General features: G+C 53.2%; 17 protein-coding genes. 11 read left to right on the top strand and 6 right to left on the bottom strand.

Going from position 1 to position 18,777, the window contains the following annotated elements; translation table 11 throughout:
• Position 1 precedes the first annotated feature (1 nt).
• From ACI2I2_RS12950 to ACI2I2_RS12940, 3 genes are read left to right on the top strand one after another with little or no spacing between them, the layout of a single operon-like run.
• Positions 2–640, top strand: a complete 639-nt coding sequence (locus ACI2I2_RS12950) for an orotidine 5'-phosphate decarboxylase / HUMPS family protein (RefSeq protein WP_404658270.1) — start codon at positions 2–4, stop codon at positions 638–640.
• Positions 641–650: 10 nt separating this feature from the next.
• On the top strand, positions 651–1,718 hold the full coding sequence (gene ulaG, locus ACI2I2_RS12945) for an L-ascorbate 6-phosphate lactonase (protein ID WP_404658269.1): 1,068 nt from the start codon (positions 651–653) through the stop codon (positions 1,716–1,718).
• 58 nt (positions 1,719–1,776) lie between these two features.
• Positions 1,777–3,894 (top strand): PRD domain-containing protein, encoded by a 2,118-nt coding sequence (locus ACI2I2_RS12940; RefSeq protein WP_404658268.1) that lies wholly within the window; start codon positions 1,777–1,779, stop codon positions 3,892–3,894.
• A gap of 41 nt (positions 3,895–3,935) precedes the next feature.
• Here the strand turns inward: ACI2I2_RS12940 and ACI2I2_RS12935 are convergent, their stop codons facing one another.
• Together ACI2I2_RS12935 and ACI2I2_RS12930 are read right to left on the bottom strand one after the other, a co-directional pair.
• Entirely contained in the window at positions 3,936–6,845 is a 2,910-nt protein-coding gene (locus tag ACI2I2_RS12935) for an autotransporter outer membrane beta-barrel domain-containing protein (RefSeq protein WP_404658267.1), read from the bottom strand.
• Positions 6,846–6,915: 70 nt separating this feature from the next.
• The gene (locus ACI2I2_RS12930; protein ID WP_404658266.1) at positions 6,916–7,533 is read right to left on the bottom strand and encodes a helix-turn-helix transcriptional regulator; all 618 of its coding nucleotides are present in this window, start codon (positions 7,531–7,533) and stop codon (positions 6,916–6,918) included.
• Between the two features lie 543 nt (positions 7,534–8,076).
• Here ACI2I2_RS12930 and ACI2I2_RS12925 point away from each other — a divergent pair.
• The 8 genes from ACI2I2_RS12925 (at position 8,077) to nadS (ending at position 13,167) form a co-directional block, all read left to right on the top strand.
• Complete coding sequence (locus ACI2I2_RS12925) at positions 8,077–8,817, top strand: transcriptional regulator (protein ID WP_404658265.1); 741 nt, start codon at positions 8,077–8,079, stop codon at positions 8,815–8,817.
• The gene (locus ACI2I2_RS12920) at positions 8,814–9,287 is read left to right on the top strand and encodes a hypothetical protein (RefSeq protein WP_404658264.1); all 474 of its coding nucleotides are present in this window, start codon (positions 8,814–8,816) and stop codon (positions 9,285–9,287) included. The genes ACI2I2_RS12925 and ACI2I2_RS12920 overlap by 4 nt, the downstream gene beginning before the upstream one ends.
• Before the next feature lie 82 nt (positions 9,288–9,369).
• Positions 9,370–9,969 (top strand): glucose-1-phosphatase, encoded by a 600-nt coding sequence (gene yihX, locus ACI2I2_RS12915; protein ID WP_404658263.1) that lies wholly within the window; start codon positions 9,370–9,372, stop codon positions 9,967–9,969.
• Positions 9,963–10,835, top strand: a complete 873-nt coding sequence (locus ACI2I2_RS12910) for a virulence factor BrkB family protein (protein ID WP_404658262.1) — start codon at positions 9,963–9,965, stop codon at positions 10,833–10,835. The genes yihX and ACI2I2_RS12910 overlap by 7 nt, the downstream gene beginning before the upstream one ends.
• Positions 10,832–11,269, top strand: a complete 438-nt coding sequence (gene dtd / locus ACI2I2_RS12905; RefSeq protein ID WP_404658261.1) for a D-aminoacyl-tRNA deacylase — start codon at positions 10,832–10,834, stop codon at positions 11,267–11,269. The genes ACI2I2_RS12910 and dtd overlap by 4 nt, the downstream gene beginning before the upstream one ends.
• 44 nt (positions 11,270–11,313) lie before the next feature.
• Positions 11,314–12,255 (top strand): fatty acid biosynthesis protein FabY, encoded by a 942-nt coding sequence (gene fabY / locus ACI2I2_RS12900; protein WP_330984191.1) that lies wholly within the window; start codon positions 11,314–11,316, stop codon positions 12,253–12,255.
• A 309-nt stretch (positions 12,256–12,564) separates the two neighbouring features.
• Positions 12,565–12,876: a type II toxin-antitoxin system RelE/ParE family toxin gene (locus ACI2I2_RS12895; protein WP_404658260.1), complete on the top strand. Its 312-nt coding sequence runs from the start codon at positions 12,565–12,567 to the stop codon at positions 12,874–12,876.
• Positions 12,877–13,167: a NadS family protein gene (nadS, locus tag ACI2I2_RS12890; protein WP_404658259.1), complete on the top strand. Its 291-nt coding sequence runs from the start codon at positions 12,877–12,879 to the stop codon at positions 13,165–13,167. It abuts the gene before it with no gap.
• Positions 13,168–13,199: 32 nt separating this feature from the next.
• Here nadS and fdhE read toward each other — a convergent pair whose 3' ends face one another.
• Genes fdhE through fdnG form a run of 4 tightly spaced genes read right to left on the bottom strand, consistent with a single transcriptional unit; the run spans position 13,200 to position 18,723 of the window.
• On the bottom strand, positions 13,200–14,129 hold the full coding sequence (fdhE, locus tag ACI2I2_RS12885) for a formate dehydrogenase accessory protein FdhE (RefSeq protein WP_404658258.1): 930 nt from the start codon (positions 14,127–14,129) through the stop codon (positions 13,200–13,202).
• A complete protein-coding gene (gene fdoI / locus ACI2I2_RS12880; RefSeq protein WP_097164483.1) occupies positions 14,126–14,761 on the bottom strand; it encodes a formate dehydrogenase cytochrome b556 subunit in 636 nt (211 codons plus the stop codon). The genes fdhE and fdoI overlap by 4 nt, the downstream gene beginning before the upstream one ends.
• On the bottom strand, positions 14,758–15,660 hold the full coding sequence (gene fdxH, locus ACI2I2_RS12875; RefSeq protein ID WP_330984197.1) for a formate dehydrogenase subunit beta: 903 nt from the start codon (positions 15,658–15,660) through the stop codon (positions 14,758–14,760). The genes fdoI and fdxH overlap by 4 nt, the downstream gene beginning before the upstream one ends.
• A gap of 12 nt (positions 15,661–15,672) precedes the next feature.
• Complete coding sequence (gene fdnG / locus ACI2I2_RS12870; protein ID WP_404658257.1) at positions 15,673–18,723, bottom strand: formate dehydrogenase-N subunit alpha; 3,051 nt, start codon at positions 18,721–18,723, stop codon at positions 15,673–15,675.
• Positions 18,724–18,777 lie beyond the last annotated feature (54 nt).

Below are 18,777 nucleotides of genomic sequence, written 5' to 3'. Positions count from 1 at the left end.
AATGAAAATTCAACTGGCGCTCGATTTACTCGACCGTAATCAGGCACTCGACGTAGTGCGCGCGGCAGGCCCGTATGTCGATATCATTGAAGTGGGCACGTCGCTGCTGAAGTTGTGTGGTATTCAGATTGCCGCAGATATTCGCGAAATCTGCCCGGATAAGCCGCTGTTTCTGGACATGAAAATCATTGATGGCCCTGAGCGTGAAGCCACGCTGATGAGCAAATGCCAACCCGAGAATTATTCAATGCTGGCGGTTGCCAGCGATACGGCAGTGAAGAAGGTGCTGGCGATTGCGAAAGAGAACAAGGCGGAAGTGGTGTTCGATTTGCAGTCAGTGCCGAACCCGGTTCAGCGTGCGAAAGAGCTGAAAGCGCTTGGTGCAACGCAGCTTTGCGTCCACAAAAATGCCGACTGCGGTGATAACCCGGAAGAAGCTTTCCGCGAATTTCTCGACGTGCGTGAGGTCACCGGCTTGCCCATTTCTCTGGCGGGCGGCATTAACCTCAACACCCTTCCGATCATCAAAAAACAACTGAACCCGGCTGTCGCCATTGTTGGTGGTGCGATCCTGAATGCGTCTGACTGCCGTGAAGCGGCTATCGCCTTCCAGAAAATTGCCCATTCCAGCGACGTTTAAGGAGAGAACCATGAGTAACGTAAACGAAATTACCCGCGAATCCTGGGTGCAGAATACTTTTCCCGAGTGGGGCACCTGGCTGAATGATGAAATTAGCGCTGAAAAAGTCGCGCCGAATTCCGTGGCGATGTGGTGGCTGGGCTGTGTGGGGCTGTGGGTGAAAACCCCGGACAATGCGAACGTCAGCATCGACTTCTGGTGTGGCACCGGTAAGCGCAAAAAAGACCTGCCGAACATGAAGCCAAGCCATCAGATGGCACGAATGAGCGGCGCTCGTATCGCGCAGCCAAACCTGCGTAGCACCACCTTTGTGCTCGATCCGTTCTCGATTAAAGAAATTGATGCGGTGTTGTCGACGCACTATCACGCTGACCATATCGACATAAACGTGGCTGCGGCTGTCCTGAAAAACTGTGCGCCGGATGTGCCATTCATCGGGCCACAGGCGTGTGTTGATTTGTGGATGCAGTGGGGCGTGCCTGCCGAACGTTGCCGCGTGGTGAAGCCGGGCGACGTTATCAAAATCAAAGATATGGAAATCGTGGTCCTGGAGTCTTCCGACCGTACGATCCTCATTACCGAGCCGCCAAAACCGCTGGCAGATGACGGCGCTGCGGTGCCGGATATGGATTTGCGTTCGGTCAATTACCTGCTGAAAACGCCGGGCGGCAACATCTATCATTCAGGCGATTCTCACTATTCCAACATGTACGCCCAACATGGCAAACAGCATAATATTGACGTAGCGCTGGGCTCATTTGGTGAGAACCCCATTGGCATTACCGACAAAATGACGGCTGTCGATATTCTGCGAATGGGGGAAGCGCTGCGTACGGATGTGATGATCCCGTTCCACCATGACATCTGGTGCAACATGCTGGCAGACACCAACGAAATTCTGACGCTGTTCGAAATGCGTCGTCATCGCCTGCAATACCAGTTTGTCCCGTTCATCTGGCAGCCTGGCGGCAAGTTTACCTATCCGCAGGATCGCAATCGTCGCGTTTACCAGCACCCGCGTGGCTTCCCGGATATTTTCGAAGCAGAAACGGACCTGCCTTTCCCGTCCTTCCTGTAAGTCACTGACAGCGAAAACTGGCACCTCACCTCGGGTGCCCGTTATTTCAGGAGACGACATGCAGCTCGATCACCTGGCCGTAGACATCCTGAAAAAGATTGTCGCTGAGCCGGGGATGACCATCAAAATGCTCTGCGAGCGAATTGGTTTGCCACACCGTAATTTCTATTACCGGCGAGCTAAGATTAACGACTGGCTGATGGCAGAAGGTTTCTGTCCTTTGCTTTGCGATCCCCGCCACGGCGTGCGGCTTGTGGAAGAGCAAGCCCCGGAAGTGCTCCGCAAGCTTGGCGTGCTTCATGGTCAGCAGTACAAACTCAGCGCAGAAGAACGGCGCGATAACCTTTTGCTCCACCTCGCCTGTCATCCCGAATCTGCTTTTACGCATCACCTCAGTGAACTTAACCTCGTCAGCCGAAATACCACGCTTGAAGATCTCAGCCTGCTGAAGCGGCATTTACAGCATCAACAATTGACGTTGGCCGTGGATAAGAAACAGGGCTATCGAATCGAAGGGAGTGATATCGCGCGCCGTCTGGCGGTGCAGAAGACACTCCAGCATGTACTGAAATATTCAGATAATCAGGCTGAAAGCCGCATTGCGCAGATTTTTTTGCAGCCGCTGGAGGCACGAGGGAAGGACCTGGCTGAGGTTCAACAGCGGATAGAGGAACTGCTTCAACAGACTGAGCAGCAACTGAGCCGGACGTTCAGCGATAAAGACCGTAGGGCCCTGAAGTACATGATGATGTTTAGCGTGTTGGATACGCTCAAAGGTCATTACCCACACTTTACGCCAGTGCAGACACGATTTTTGCGTGAACAAACTGAGTGTGAAATTGCCGCCGACCTGAATACGTCTCTGGCACGCAATCTGGGCTTTCCTGAAATTTCTGGCAATACGCTGTTTTTCTCACTCCTGCTTTCAGCGAGTAAAAAAGTCACGCCGCTTCAAGATCAGGAGCAGGCTGATAGCCGCCTGATGGCGACGGTTAAGCAGCTGATTATGCAATTTCAGGCGCTTTCGGGTGTGTATCTGTTGGACGTGGAGCAACTGGAGTCTCGCCTGTTTTCGCATCTCGGCCCCGCCATTCAGCGCTGTTTGTTTGGCATGCACAGTGAAAATGTACTGAGAGAGGAGATCCTTCAGCGCTACCCGCTCATCTTTCGCTTCTGTCGGCAGATAATCGTCAGCCTGGAGCAAGAGTATCAGGTGGCGTTTTGTGATGATGAGTTGAGCTACATCGTTATCAGCTTCGCGGCCTGGCTTGACCGGCGGCCAGAAACAGGTGAACAGCCTATTTTACTGGTCACGGAGGGAGGCATGTCTTCCACTGCGATCCTCGAAAATCAGCTTCGCAACCTCACCGTGTTGCCTTTGCATATTGAGCATGTTTCGGCGAGCCAACTCCAACAACAAGGCATTGGTTCGCACATCCGGCTGGTGGTGAGTACCATCGGACTTCGTTGCCCGATACCTTCTCATGTGGGTTTTATTCAGACCCAACACATGCTGACCGACAGCGAAAAGCAGCAGCTGCGCTTGTTGCTTGAGCACAATATTGAGGCCGTGGGCATTGCTGAGCTGGTGAATATGCTGGTGGCTTCTGCCTCCCGACTGGCACCTCAACAGAAAGAGCCGCTGCGCCAGGAATTCAGCACCATCATTAGCCAGTTTATTCAGAAACAGCAGCGGCGCTCGTTCAGGGCGACAACGCCTTCAACCTCGTTACTTGCGCATGTTGCGTTCACGGCCCGACGGTCGGGCTGGCGACAACTTATCCGTAAAGCGGCTCAACCCCTTGTGGATAACGGGTGCGTTGATGCGGAGTACGCTCGGGCGATTATCCGTCACATTGAAGAACGGGGCATTACGACCTATCTCACGCCCGATATTCTGCTGCTGCATGATGCGCCGCCGAAAGGGGCGACAGAGGGCGCGCTTTCTCTGCTCAAGCTTAAACATCCACTGGAATTTGATTTACCAGACGTAACGCTAACCCCCCGCGTGATCGTCATTCTGGTGCCGACAGCGAACCTTTCGCATATTCCGTTGCTGGAAACACTCAATGCGGTCATCAGCGATGACGCAGCGCTTAGTGCACTTTTACGAGCCTCATCGCTTAAAGAGGTACAGTCCGCCGTGTTGAGCCATAGCGTGTCTGACGCAAAATAAAAAAGCCGCTGAATGTCAGCGGCTTGTTTGTGGGTGAAGGATCAGAAGTTATATTTCACGCCGAGCATGCCCTGCGTGTCGCTATAGCCTTTGTCACCCATCTGCTGAGCGACGTTACCCCAGACGTTCAAACGTGGTGTAAGTTGTCCTTCCACACCCAGCTTCAGCTCGCCGATATTTTTGGTGCCACGCATCTCGTTGCGAATATCGTCCATTTTAACGCTGACATTCCGGGTGTTGTGGATCCAGTTGGCTTCCACAAAAGGCTGGAACTCACGGGCGTTAGCATCGTCGATAGCGTTGTGGCCTTTGATGTAAGCCTTCACGCCCAGACGAGTGAGCAGATTGCCGTCGGTGTCGTCTTTGACCCTTGAGCCATTTTCTTCACGATGATCGTCGGCTTGCACACCCATCCACACCAGCTGCGCTTTCGGCTGGAGCCAGTAGCTGTCACGCCCTGATTCTCCCAGTTTGAAGCTGTAACCGGCTTCTACCGAGGCGGTCACCCCTTTGGATTTGTATTTCTCGGTCGCTAAATCCTGACCCATCACTTTGTTATCAAACCAGTTATAGAGTGCCCAGCTATCGAGATAACTGCCTGTTTTATCTGCTTCATTGGCATACCAGGTGGCGTATACCCCAGCGCTGTAGCCGGTAATCTGGCCACGTGAATGGTAACCCGTCAGGCTGGAGTGAGTTCTGCTTTGGCTATTTGCATAACCCGCCATCACGCCCAGATGCCAGCGGTCGAGACCGTCGTTGCTCCATTGCGCCAGATCGCCACCCAATTGCAGAACATAACGGTTGCTCTGAGTTTTGAGCTGGCCGCTGCCGTCCTTAAAGCGAGTGTGACCGCCGACGTTACGCATCCACATGCTGGTGACTTTCTCTTCACCAGTGAGCATATCGGTATACTGCGTTTCGCCCAGACGATCGTGCAGGCGAGTCAGGAACAGCGTATTGGCGGCATAGTTGTTCGCCAGATAGCTGCCAAACTCCGGGCGATACTGATGCTCACCCGCAGGTGCTGGCTCAGGCGCTGGTGGTACAGGCGGAACAGGTGGTACAGGTGGAACAGGTTTTTCAGGTTCAACCGGGTCCACAGGCGCAGGGGGATCAACGGGATCAACGGGCCCTGGTGGGTCTACGGGATCGACCGGATCGGGTGGGTCGATGGGATCTGGCGGCTCAATCGGATCTTCTGGCTCAACAAGGCTTGTCAGATACCAGTTCCCCGCTTTTTTCTCCAGGTTGTAGTCAAAGCCACCGGCCACGATACGTCCTGATTTTTCGAAGGCCCCGTCCGAGCTGCCGTTGACCTCAATTATCTCAATACCTTCAACGGTCTGCGCGCCCGTGCCGCCGATGTTGTTCACCGCGACAAGCGTATTGCCCGACGTGCTGCCGTTAACGATAAGTTTGTCGCTGTCAGAGTCATCGTCAAACAAGACGGTATTGAACACCAGTTTGCCGCCGTTACCGACATAATCCTGATTGATGGTCAGGGTTTGCCAGCTGTCATCTGCGTGCTGAAAATTCACGGTACTGCCCGCGTTTAACGTTAACGACGTTAGCGTTGAGCTGTTCGTCATGTTCCACGTGGCGTTGCTCATGGTCAGATCAAGTGTGGCTCCGCCATCCACCGCAGACGCGCCTTTCCACAATGAGTTATCCGTCATATTCAGCGCAATGGAACTGTACTGGAGTGGGTTGGAGCCAGAAGCCGTCGCGCTCCCTGAAGAGAGAATATCGCCGACGATGGCGAACTGACCGCCAGAAGAAGCATCAATCAACCCGCCGTTGCTGGCGAACAGGGCATAGCTTTCGTCTGCGGCGGTGCCTGCCATGGTGATGGTTGCCCCGCCTGCAAGATTGATTTCCCCGCGGGAGTAGGCATACAAGCCCATCGGCGCTTTGGCGCTTGCGCTGGTTTTGCCGGTGCTGTTGATGGTCACCGTCGCGCCGTCTCCCAGGTTGGCGATACCGGAATAATAGGCATACACGCCGTGAGCCGAGGCTCCGTTGGTGGTAATGGCGGAGTTCTCATCCAGCGAGATAACGCCTTTGTTATAGGCATAAATGCCATGAGCGGTATTGTTCGCCGTGGTAATGGTGGCCCCTTTCCCCATCTCAATCAGGGAAGAAGAGGCGGCATAAAGCCCGTAGGATGAGGTGCCATAAGTCTCGATGTGGGCCCGTTCCCCCAGCCGGACATATGACCCGCTCTGGCTGGTGCGGATACCTTCTGCGCTGTTTCCACGGGTAATAATGTGGGCGTCATCGCCGACCCTGACCGTATTTTTTACCTGGGTCGCATCCTTCATGGCATTGGCGGAAATCCCCCGCCCCTGGTCGCCGGTCGTTTCGATGTACAGTTCGTTGCCGGTATAAATATTGGCCGAGCCGAGATATCCCTGGCTGAACGAGCTGTACCCGGCGTTAATGCCGTCTCCGCTGTAGCCGTTCACCAAAATGGTGGTGCGGTCGCCGGTAATAACAAACACCGGGTTGTCAGGCGTGTTGGTGCCGTGGGTGCGGATCCCGTCGACATCTTTACCGGCGTTGGTCGCGTTCTTTGAGGCGGTATTAATGGTCAGATCATCGCCGAAGATAACGCCCGGGCTCCCGGATGTTGAATTGCGGATCACGGTGATGGTGTGATCAAACAATTCCTGACCGGGGCCATTGAGCGTCACATTATCACCATAAATATTCAACGTACCGCCATCATAGGCATACACATAATTTGGCGCTGAACTGACTTTCTGATACGTCGTATTGGCGGTGCCCGGAATTAATGCCTGTAGCTCAGGCGGTAAACTCGATACCAGGCCACTGTTCGGCAAGTGATCAAAATCAATGCCGTTACCTGCATGAGCAGAAAACACCATTGAGACGAGTGCGGTTGAAACCGCAATAGCGATACGAGAGTATTGATTAGAATATTGCATACCAGCCTCCTTCCTTCAGGCGTAGCGTTTCCCGCGCAGAAATAAACGCGAAGAAAATGAATGTATTGGCTTATAAAACGCGTGATATAAGTTGTTGAACGGTAAACCCGAGTTTTTTCTCCAGTCGATATTTGTGGACGTAGACCTTCTTAGTTTCAATCTTATCTATGCTAATAATCCCTTGCGCGCATATTCCAGACATAAAACGGTTGAGGAGCATCACTTCCGAATAATTAAGCATTCTTCCCTGACGATCGAGTGCCAATCGTCCAGTGAATAAACGTCTTATTTTCATTCGCTGTATATCATCGTCATCACTGGCATAAAGAATGCCATGAATTTTATTGCTTCTGGTAATCCAGTAATTTGCCAATGGCCGCAAGTGATTGTCAGTGATAATGACAATGCGCATGCCTGTTTTAATTAAATTATCGATCCATTTCGCATCGATGAAATCGCGTAGCCAGGGAAGAGAAAAATCGACAAAGATAAACCCACATGACAATCTGTTATTTTCCTTCCGTAATTTTGTGAGTATCCCCTGCTGTAAAAAGAGATTTCCCTCAGGCCAGATAGCAAAAGAGGATTGTCCGCAGTATTGCGAGCGAAGGACGGCATCTGGATAAATCTGACATGAATATTCGCAGCCAATACAATGAATGTCATGTTGTGATGGCGTTATCATCATCTGGCTCCTGTCATGGGTCCGCTGCAATATTTCATTGGTCGATTAATGTGTCAATTCACGAATAAATAGTTGCTGAAAGTCTAATTTCTATAGGTAACTAATGGCGCAATAAATTCTGATCTACGCCTGACTCCGCCACGCGACCGGTCACTTGTTAACAGAACGGTTTGAGACGGTGTTGCCCCTGTCCAGGACAATGTTACAAATACGCGAGCGTGTTTAACTCGGACAAATAGCACGAATGGTTAAAGATTTTGAGCCCTGAGAGCTGGCCTGTCTGTACGCCATGTGGGTTTCTGGCATGCCTAAAACGGTAATGTGTTTGCGTATGGAAAGGTAATGAGATGTTGTTAGCTAAAAGCATCTGATCGTCACCTAAGACTAACCTTTCATAACTGATTGTATTGCATGAACTTATTTTTCTTATTTCAGAACTCTTATTCTGAGCCTTAAATATTAGTCTTAATTACGTATTTAAATATGTCGCCGTAACCTTCATTTTTAGAGTGGCTGCAAAGGACGTGCATTATTCAGGAGGTGAGAATGTATCTCATTAATCAACAGGTCGAGTTCGATCCAGCCCACAAAAGGATGACGAATCGACAGACAGGCAAAGATGTCCATCTACAACTGCCAGCATCACTTTGCCTTCTCTATTTAATCGCTAATAGAAATGAAATTGTTTCTCAAAATACTTTATTGAAAGTGGGATGGGGGGCAAGAAATGAAGTGACGACATCGAATACGTTCTATCAGTCTATTTTAACGTTACGTAACGCCTTGGCAGATGTTGGGTTATCCCGTGAGACGGTAAAAACAATTTCACGTCGTGGTTTGATACTGGATGATAAGACGACAGTAGAGAAAATTCCTCGGTTAAAAGAGCAGGAGAAAATTTCTCAAGAAAAGAAGCCATTACCCCTGCGGAAAATAAAATCCCGTTGGGGGCTTTATGGTGCCTCCTTGTTATGGGCGGCGATCCTGTCTATGGGGTTGGTCGGCTATTTTTTACAACCGGAATTGCCATTCCAAAATTTTATCCCTTCTTCCTTACACTTACGTCTTGAAGAACGGTGTGACATTTATCATGCCGCTAATGAAATCTTCTCTACACGCAGCCTGAAAATGTTGGACAGTCACCCAGAACTCTGTGTCGCCGGTAGTCATGTGTTTATTTCCGGGCATCGCCACGCAGAGCGTGTTGCCGCTTTCGTCTGTAATAAAGATGCCAGAAAGGAAGCGACGGCCGTGTGTGCCTCTCATTATTACTGGACGGAAGAATGATGATTAACAAACTCAAGGTGCCCTTTTTGGTGGTCACACTGATGATGGCGATATTCTCCGCACTTTGGCTGTGGCACGCCTGGCTTGCACCACAGCGTCTCGACTGTGTGGGTAACGTGGTGTGGGAGATTGCCAACCGGCGCTTTGCCGGAACCCTGGCCTGGCGAATGGAGCAACATAAGGGGGTGGTGACCATTAATGGCAAGCTGAAGGGAGAGGGGGACACCGTTTCCCGGATTAGCCGTAATGTTTACTTCAGCTATGAGCAGCAAAACCGCGCTCATATTCTGCAAAATACCCGGGTCGTAAAAACGTTCGCCGATACCGCAAATGCTGATGACCTTAGTGGCACACTGCCGGCATTTTACGATAAGCCAGGCCGACAACTTAGCCTGCTGATTGATAACTATACCGAAGCCTGGATCTTCGCGACTTCCAATGTCCCCTCGCTTTACTGCCATAAGCGGTGAACCAGGGTTGTACAAGACAGACGTAGTCAAACCGGCCCTTTCCCGCTACAGTTATTTTTCCATGACGCAAAAGGAGAGGATCATGCTCTATATCTTTGATTTAGGTAATGTGATTGTCGACATCGACTTCAACCGGGTGTTTGGCGCATGGAGTGATTTCAGCCGTGTGCCGCTGGCGACGCTGAAACAGAATTTTGTCATGGGCGAAGCTTTCCATCAGCATGAGCGCGGTGAAATCAGCGACGAAGCCTTTGCTGAAGCACTTTGCCATGAAATGGATTTGCCCCTGAGCTACGAACAGTTTGCCCACGGCTGGCAGGCGATATTTGTCGGCCTGCGCCCGGAAGTGATCGCCATCATGCACAAATTGCGTGAACAGGGTCATCGCGTGGTGGTGCTTTCCAACACCAATCGACTGCACACCACTTTCTGGCCTGATGAATATCCGGAAGTTCGCGCGGCGGCCGATCACATCTATCTGTCGCAAGAAATGGGCATGCGCAAACCCGAAACGCGAATTTATCAGCAGGTGCTGGCGCAAGAAGGATTTTCAGCCAGCGATACGGTCTTTTTCGATGACAATGCCGATAATATAGAAGGGGCTAACCAACTGGGGATAACCAGTATTCTGGTGAGCGGGAAAGACACCATTCCGGACTATTTCGCGAAGCAGCTATGTTAAAAACCGTTCATCAAAAAGCCAGCCGACATCTTGGGCCACTGATGGCCTGGTGTAAGTTACTCTGGCGGCGGATTGATGAAGATAATATGACGACACTGGCCGGCAACCTGGCTTATGTGTCGTTGCTTTCATTAGTCCCGTTAATCGCGGTGATCTTCGCCCTGTTCGCCGCTTTTCCCATGTTTTCTGACGTCAGCGTGACGTTGCGCCATTTTGTGTTTGCTAACTTTCTGCCCGCAACGGGCGATGTCATCCAGCGTTACATCGAACAATTCGTGGCGAACTCCAGTAAAATGACCGCGGTCGGCGCCTGTGGGCTTATCGTCACCGCGTTGTTGCTGATGTATGCCATTGATAGTGCGCTCAATACGATATGGCGGAGCAAGCGGGTGCGGCCGAAAGTGTACTCTTTTGCGGTCTACTGGATGATCCTCACACTCGGGCCGTTACTGGCGGGCGCGAGCCTGGCGATAAGCTCATATTTGCTTTCGCTCCGCTGGGCCAGCGAGCTTAACGGTGTCATCGATAATGTGCTGCGAATCTTCCCGCTGCTGCTTTCCTGGATTTCGTTCTGGCTGCTTTACAGCATTGTGCCGACGACGCGAGTGCTTAATCGTGATGCCGTTGTCGGGGCGCTGGTTGCTGCCTTGCTGTTCGAGCTTGGCAAGAAAGGCTTTGCCCTGTACATCACCACATTTCCATCGTATCAGCTGATTTATGGCGTGCTTTCGGTCATCCCCATTCTGTTTGTCTGGGTCTACTGGACGTGGTGCATCGTCTTGCTTGGCGCAGAAATAACTGTCACTCTCGGGGAATACCGAAAACTCAAACTCGCTGCACGCGAGGAACAAGACGAGCAACCATGATCGCATTAATTCAGCGCGTAACCCGTGCCAGCGTCACCGTGGAGGGAGAGGTGACGGGAGAAATTGACCAGGGACTTTTGGTGCTATTGGGTGTCGAAAAGGAAGATGACGAGCAAAAAGCCAATCGCCTCTGTGAGCGCGTGCTGGGCTACCGCATTTTCAGCGATGCTGAAGGCAAAATGAACCTCAATGTTCAGCAGGCGGGCGGCAGCGTGCTGGTGGTTTCTCAGTTTACTCTGGCGGCAGACACCGAACGCGGCATGCGCCCAGGGTTTTCACGCGGTGCAGCACCAGAGAAAGCCGAAGCGCTATACGACTACTTTGTTGAACGTTGCCGTCAGCAGGACATGCCCACCCAAACCGGGCGTTTTGCTGCTGATATGCAGGTGTCACTGGTTAACGATGGCCCCGTGACCTTCTGGTTACAGGTATGAGTCTTCATGCCGGTTGGGCGCGGTCCACAAAAGAGAGTTCCGCTATGTATCACCTTCGAGTACCGCAAACGGAAGAAGAGTTAGAGCGTTATTACCAGTTCCGCTGGGAGATGCTGCGCAAACCCTTACACCAGCCAAAAGGCTCTGAACGCGATGCCTGGGATGCCATGGCGCACCATCAAATGGTGGTCGACGAAGCGGGCAATCTGGTTGCCGTCGGGCGGTTGTACATCAATGCGGATTACGAAGCCTCCATCCGCTTTATGGCCGTAGACCCCGCAGTGCAGGATAAAGGCCTGGGCACGCTGATGGCGATGACACTCGAATCAGTGGCACGTCAGGAAGGCGTCAAACGCGTCACCTGTAGCGCACGCGAAGATGCCGTCGAGTTTTTTGCCAAGCTGGGCTTTGTGAATCAGGGCGAAATTACCACCCCGCAAACCACGCCAGTGCGCCATTTCCTGATGATTAAACCCGTCGCCACCCTGGACGATATTCTGCATCGCGGTGACTGGTGCGGGCAGTTGCAACAAGCCTGGTATGAACACATCCCCTTGAGCGAAAAAATGGGCGTGCGTATTCAGCAATACACCGGGCAGAAATTTATCACCACCATGCCGGAAATCGGTAACCAGAACCCGCACAACACGCTGTTCGCGGGCAGCCTGTTTTCGCTCGCCACCCTGACCGGTTGGGGCCTTATCTGGCTGATGCTGCGCGAACGCCATCTCGGCGGCACCATCATTCTGGCTGACGCGCATATTCGCTACAGCAACCCCATCAGTGGAAAACCCAGCGCCATCGCCGATCTCGGCTCATTAAGCGGCGACCTCGACAGACTGGCTCGCGGGCGAAAAGCGCGCGTTCAGCTTCAGGTTGAGCTGTTTGGCGATGAAACCTCTGGTGCGATTTTCGAAGGCATCTACATTGTGCTGCCGGCAAAACCTTTCGGACCGCTGGAAGAAGGCGGGAACGAAGAAGAATAACGCCCCTCAGCCCGCTGCGCCGATGCGGCGGGCCACGTCTTTCATTGCTTCCCTCGCTGATTCACGCCTGTATACGTCGCTGCAACTCCATCCCTTTGTCACAAAGCGGGTCGTATTCTGTGGTGATGAAAACAACCAAAATCACACAAGCTTTGAATCTGGAAAGCAGTACGTAAAAAGCGACAAACCTCAGTGCGTTGATGTTTATTTGCGCTAGTTTTAAGCCAATTAGCGGTAGCGTATTTGAACTGGATGTACGTCATTGACGTACTTTTTAATTATGCTACTCTAAGCCAATGGCGTACTATTATGATCTTTATCGAAACGACCATATTCACGGAAGACGTTGAGCAGTTGCTTGCCGAAGAAGAGTACAGGCAGTTTCAATGTTTTCTCACGATTCATCCGCAAGGCGGGGATGTGATCCCGGGAACTGGCGGGCTAAGAAAGGTTCGTTGGGTCGCAAACGGGAAAGGGAAAAGCGGCGGTGTGCGGGTGATTTACTACTATCGCTCACGAGCCGAAGAGATTCGGTTGTTGCTCATCTATCGTAAAGGCCTGAAAGATGATTTGTCAGCGCAAGAAAAAGTCATACTGCGAAAACTCAATGAGAGGTGGTAAATGGATAAGGTACTTTTTGAACGCTTAACGAAAAGCATGGCAGAGATGAATGATATCGCGGAAGGCACTCGTGAGCCTTCGCGTGTTTTCGAAGTCGATGCCATGAAAATCAAAGAAATTCGCCACGCATCGGGGCTTTCTCAGACGCGTTTTGCCAGTCTGATTTCTGTCAGTGTTGATACCCTGAGGAACTGGGAACAAGGTCGGCGTTCCCCTACCGGGCCTGCAAAAGCATTATTGCGCGCCATTGCTAACGATCCGGTCAACGTGATTGCCGCGTTAGCACAATAAACCGGGCGCATTCGCACCCGGCTTTTACACGGTTATTCCCCTTCGCCCGGGAACAGGAACGGGTTGATGGAACTGCGGGCAAAGCCCTCTTGTTCCATGCGTGCGTCCAGCACCAATGAGGCGAGGTCGTCGGCTACTGGTTCGACGTTCGGATCTTTTTCCTGATACAGAATCTTCAGGTAAGTCCCGCAATCGCCACAGCTTTCGGCTTTGACGGAAGCCTGTTCGTTATCCAGCGACCAGTAATGCAAATCGCGGCTTTGCTCGCAGTTGCTGCACTTCACGCGCACCACATGCCACTCGGATTCACACAGGTTGCAATGCAGATAGCGCAACCCTTGCGTCGTACCAATCTGCACGACGCTGGACACCGGCATTGAGCCGCAGACTGGGCAGAACTGGCGGTGCTCGCCATATTCAGCGCGGGCTTTGCCTGGGATCAGGTTTGCCATTTGCGCCCAATACAGTGACAACGCAGCCCAGATAAACGGCGCTTTGTCGCTGCTGACGGAGGCAAAATCCGAAGCAAACAGCGCGGAGGCCATCTCTTCGAGTTCCAGATCGGATGCTTTCTCCAGATTCTCGATGACCGATAACGCTGGGCCGCTCATCTCTGGTTTCAGCTCGGCAATCATCGATTGCAGCAGCTTTTGCCAGTGTTTGTCTCGCGGCAAGGTGTGGATATCCAGCGGCGGTTTGCCCTGATCTGCCGCTTCTTTGATGCGCGCGGTTAAATCCATCTGCAGAGGATGGTCGTACAGCACCACTTCCTGCGCGTGGGCAATCAGCGCCGCAAAACGCAGATAGTCGCCCAATGGATTTTCCTGCGCCAGCTGCAGCAGGCGTTCCGCCCGGCGGTGGTAGAGGTTTTTCAGTCGCGGGAATAATAACGGCGGAATTGCTTCCGCCGTACGTTTCTCGCTACTCCCCAGTTCATCCTGAGGGATTATGCGAATACTCATTCGGTCGATTTTTCCTGTTTCTGGCGGACTTCACGGTACCAGCGCGGGTGATGTTTCTTCGCCCAACTGCTGGTGACCCATCCTTCCACCATCGCGGTAATGGTGCCTTTGACCCAAAGGGCGGCGTAGATATGCACCATAATAACCACAATTAACGCTACCGCGGCAAATGAATGCAGCATCAGCGCGAAGCGGATAACCGGAATGGAGAACGCTGGCGCGAAGTACGGTCGCCAGATAATGACGCCGCTCACCAGCAGTAACACCAGGAAGATAATCGCCGCCCAGAACACGCACTTCTGGCCGAAATTATAGCGCCCGGTGTCTCCTACTTCCTCGTTGACGACGATCTTACGAATATTCTTCGCCCAAAAGATATCATCCCGATTGATTAGGTTGTGGTGCCAGTAGCGGAAGAACATGATGATGAAGGAAGCAAACATCACCACCCCGACGAACGGATGCAGAATGCGCGCCAGCTGCGGCGTACCGAGAATGTGCATCAGCCAGTTAAAGGACGGGAAGAAAAAGCCCAGCCCACTCACCGCCGCCAGAATGAAGCAGAAGGCGGTGACCCAGTGGTTGATGCGTTCCGGTGCGGTGTAGCGCACGATGGTGTCACGACGTTTCATTTGCGCACCTCGTCTTTCTCTTCATGCAGATTGTCCTCTTCCTCTTCAGCGCGGTTTGGACCCACACCAACATAGTGGAAGATGCTGGCGGCAAACGTCGCCGCAAAGCCGACCGCGGCGAGCGGTTTCCAGATGCCTTTCCAGAACTTAACGGTCTGGCTGATTTCCGGGTTCTCCGGCAAGCCGTGGTAGAGCGTCGGTTTGTCGGCATGATGCAGCACATACATCACGTGAGTGCCACCTACGCCCGCTGGATCGTACAGACCTGCGTTGTCGTAACCGCGCGTTTTAAGCTCAGCCACACGTTCGCCCGCGAGGGTTTTCATGTCCTCTTTCGAGCCAAAGTGAATAGCGCCGGTTGGGCACGTTTTCACACACGCCGGTTCCTGGCCCACGGTGACACGGTCTACGCACAGCGTACATTTATAGACGCGGTTGTCTTCCGGGTTCAGGCGCGGCACGTCGAACGGACAGCCAGCGATGCAATAGCCACAGCCGATGCACTGCTCAGACTGGAAGTCGACGATGCCGTTGGCATACTGAATGATAGCCCCTTCCGATGGACAGGCCTTCAGGCAGCCAGGATCGGCGCAGTGCATACAGCCGTCCTTACGGATGAGCCATTCCAGTTTGTCGTTCTGCTCCACTTCGGAGAAACGCATCACCGTCCAGGACTTCGCGGTTAAATCGGCTGGGTTGTCGTACACGCCAACGTTACTGCCGATTTCGTCGCGGATGTCGTTCCACTCCGAACACGCCACCTGACAAGCTTTACAGCCGATACAGGTGGTCACGTCGATAAGCTTCGCCACTTCCTGTTGGTGATCCCGCGCCTGAGGCGCGGGGGTGAAACCGTTAGTCGCGGAACGACGGATGATATCTTGCGATTGATAAGCCATAAGTCGTCTCCGTTACACCTTTTCCACGTTCACGAGGAAGGATTTAAACTCCGGCGTCTGGGTGTTGGCGTCGCCGACGAACGGCGTCAGCGTGTTGGCAATAAAGCCTTTCTTCGCCACGCCTTCGTAACCCCAGTGGATCGGAATGCCGATGGTATCCACGTCTTTGCCGTCCATTTTCAGCGTGCGGATACGCTTGGTCACCACCGCCTTGGCCTTGATGTAGCCGCGGTTGGAGGAGACTTTCACCGTATCGCCGTGGCCGATGCCGAGCTTGTTCGCCAGCTTCTCGCCAATTTCCACAAACTGTTCAGGCTGCGCGATAGCGTTCAACAGCGCGTGCTTGGTCCAGTAGTGGAAGTGCTCGGTCAGACGATAAGTGGTGCCCACGTACGGGAACTTATCGGCTTTACCCATCGCTTCCATATCATCTTTGAACACGCGTGCTGCCGGGTTCGAGATGACGTTTGGATGCAGCGGGTTAGTGCCGAGTGGCGTTTCAAACGGCTCGTAGTGTTCCGGGAACGGCCCTTCGGCCATCTTATCGATAGCAAACAGACGCCCCATCCCTTCCGGCTGCATGATGAACGGCCCGACGTCGGTGCCCGGTGCGGCAGCACTGTAGTCCGGAATGTCCACTCCGCCCCATTTTGCGCCGTCCCATTTCAGGAGCTGGCGTTTCGGGTCCCACGGTTTACCCTGCGGGTCAGCGGAAGCACGGTTATACAGAATGCGGCGGTTGAGCGGCCACGCCCACGCCCAGCCGAGCGTGTTGCCCAGGCCTGACGGGTCGGCGTTATCACGGCGAGCCATCTGGTTGCCGTCTGGCGTCCAGCTGCCTGCGAAAATCCAGCAACCACTTGAGGTGGTGCCGTCATCACGCAATTGGGCGAACGACGTCAGCTGTTGGCCTTTTTTGACGATAACGGCACCGGTTGCCGGGTCGGTAATATCCGCCAGCGCTTTACCGTTACTTTCCATCGCCACTTCTTCAGACGCAGGCTCATCCGGCGTGGAGTAGTTCCACGTCATGTTGAGCACCGGTTCTGGTGTCGGGCCGCCATCTTTGGCGTACATTTCACGCAGACGCATGAAGATACCCGCCAGAATTTCGCCGTCGGTTTTCGCAATCCCCGGCGCGTCCGCGCCTTTCCAGTGCCACTGCAACCAGCGGCCGGAGTTCACGATAGACCCGTTCTCTTCGGCGAAGCAGGTGGACGGCAGACGGAAGACTTCGGTCTGGATCTTCGAGGAGTCAACGTCGTTCGACTCGCCGTGGTTTTGCCAGAACGTCGATGTCTCGGTGTTGAGCGGATCGATAGTTATCAGATACTTCAGCTTAGAAAGTGAAGCGACAATCTTGTTCTTGTTCGGGAACGACGCGACAGGGTTGAAGCCCTGACAGATGTAGCCGTTCACCTGGCCTTTGTACATCATGTCGAAGTACTGCAGGACGTCGTAACCCTTGTCCCACTTCGGCAGCCAGTCAAAGCCCCAGTTGTTTTCTGCGGTCGCTTTATCCCCGAAGAACGCTTTCATCATTGAGACGAAGAATTTCGGGTAGTTGCCCCAGTAGTTCACCTGACCTTCCAGCAGCGGTTTTGGCGTGTTGGCGGTCAGATAACTTTGCAGGTCGGTTTGTTTTTCACTCGGCAGCGTCATGTAGCCAGGCAGGCTTTGTGACAACAGGCCCAGGTCCGTCAGACCCTGAATGTTGGAGTGACCACGCAGGGCGTTAACGCCACCGCCAGCCATCCCCATGTTACCGAGCAGCAACTGGATCATCGCCATGGTACGGATGTTCTGCGCACCAACGGAGTGCTGTGTCCAGCCCAATGCATATAGGAACGACGCGGTTTTATCGTGGGCGCTGGTTTCGGCGATGTATTCACAGACTTTCAGGAAGTCCGCTTTCGGCGTACCACAGATGTTCTCGACCATCTCCGGCGTATAGCGGGAAACGTGCTGCTTCAGCAGGTTCCACACGCAACGTGGATGGGTGAGGGTAGTATCGCGCTTCGCGTGGCCGTTTTCATCCAGCTCATAGTTCCAGCTGGTTTTGTCGTACTTGCGTTTGTCGGCGTCGTAACCGGAGAACAGACCGTCTTCGAACGCGTAATCTTCACGCACGATCAGGCTGGCGTTGGTGTACGCCTCGGTGTACTCGCGGTTAATTTTTTCGTTGTTCAGCAGGTACAGGATCACCCCTGACAGGAAGGTGATGTCAGTGCCGGAACGAATCGGGGTATAGAAATCCGCCACCGATGCCGTACGCGTAAAGCGCGGATCGATAACGATAAGTTTCGCACCGTTGTGGATTTTGGCTTCCATCGCCCAGCGGAACCCTACTGGATGCGCTTCAGCGGCGTTACCGCCCATCACCACAATCAGGTTGGCGTTCTTAATATCCACCCAGTGGTTGGTCATCGCACCGCGACCAAATGTTGGAGCAAGACTTGCTACCGTTGGTCCGTGTCAGACGCGTGCCTGGTTGTCCACCGCGAGCATACCGAGCGCACGGGAGAATTTCTGGGTTAAATAACCGGTTTCGTTACTGGAAGCAGAAGCGCACAGCATCCCGGTGGAGAGCCAACGGTTGACGGTGGTGCCTTCGGCGTTCTGGGCGATGAAGTTGGCGTCACGATCAGCTTTCATCAGTTTCGCGATGCGATCGAATGCGTCGTCCCAGCTGATTTGCTGCCATTTATCGGAGCCTGGCGCACGGTATTCAGGGAATTTCAGGCGGCTTTCGGAGTGGATGAAATCCACCAGTCCTGCACCTTTCGGGCAGAGCGCACCCCGGTTGACCGGATGGTCCGGGTCCCCTTCAATATGGAAGATAGAGGCTTTGGCGTTTTTTGCTCCATCGCCGAGGCTGTACATCAACAGCCCACAACCGACAGAACAATAAGTGCAGGTGTTACGGGTTTCACGGGTCCGTAGCAGTTTGTACTGCCTTGTCTCCGCCAACGCGACACCTGGGGCAAAGCCCAGTGCCGCTGCCGTGGTTCCTGCCATACCGCCAGCACAGATCTTAAAGAACTGCCTTCTGCTGACCTGCATGGGTCGCTCCTTGTTTCGACATTGCTCCCCGTCGCCTTCAATACCTAAACCGCT

Source organism: Scandinavium sp. NPDC088450 (assembly GCF_044900545.1).
Lineage (GTDB): Bacteria > Pseudomonadota > Gammaproteobacteria > Enterobacterales > Enterobacteriaceae > Scandinavium.
The sequence above is the reverse complement of the archived record's forward strand: the minus strand, read 5'-3'. Positions and strand labels throughout refer to the sequence as shown.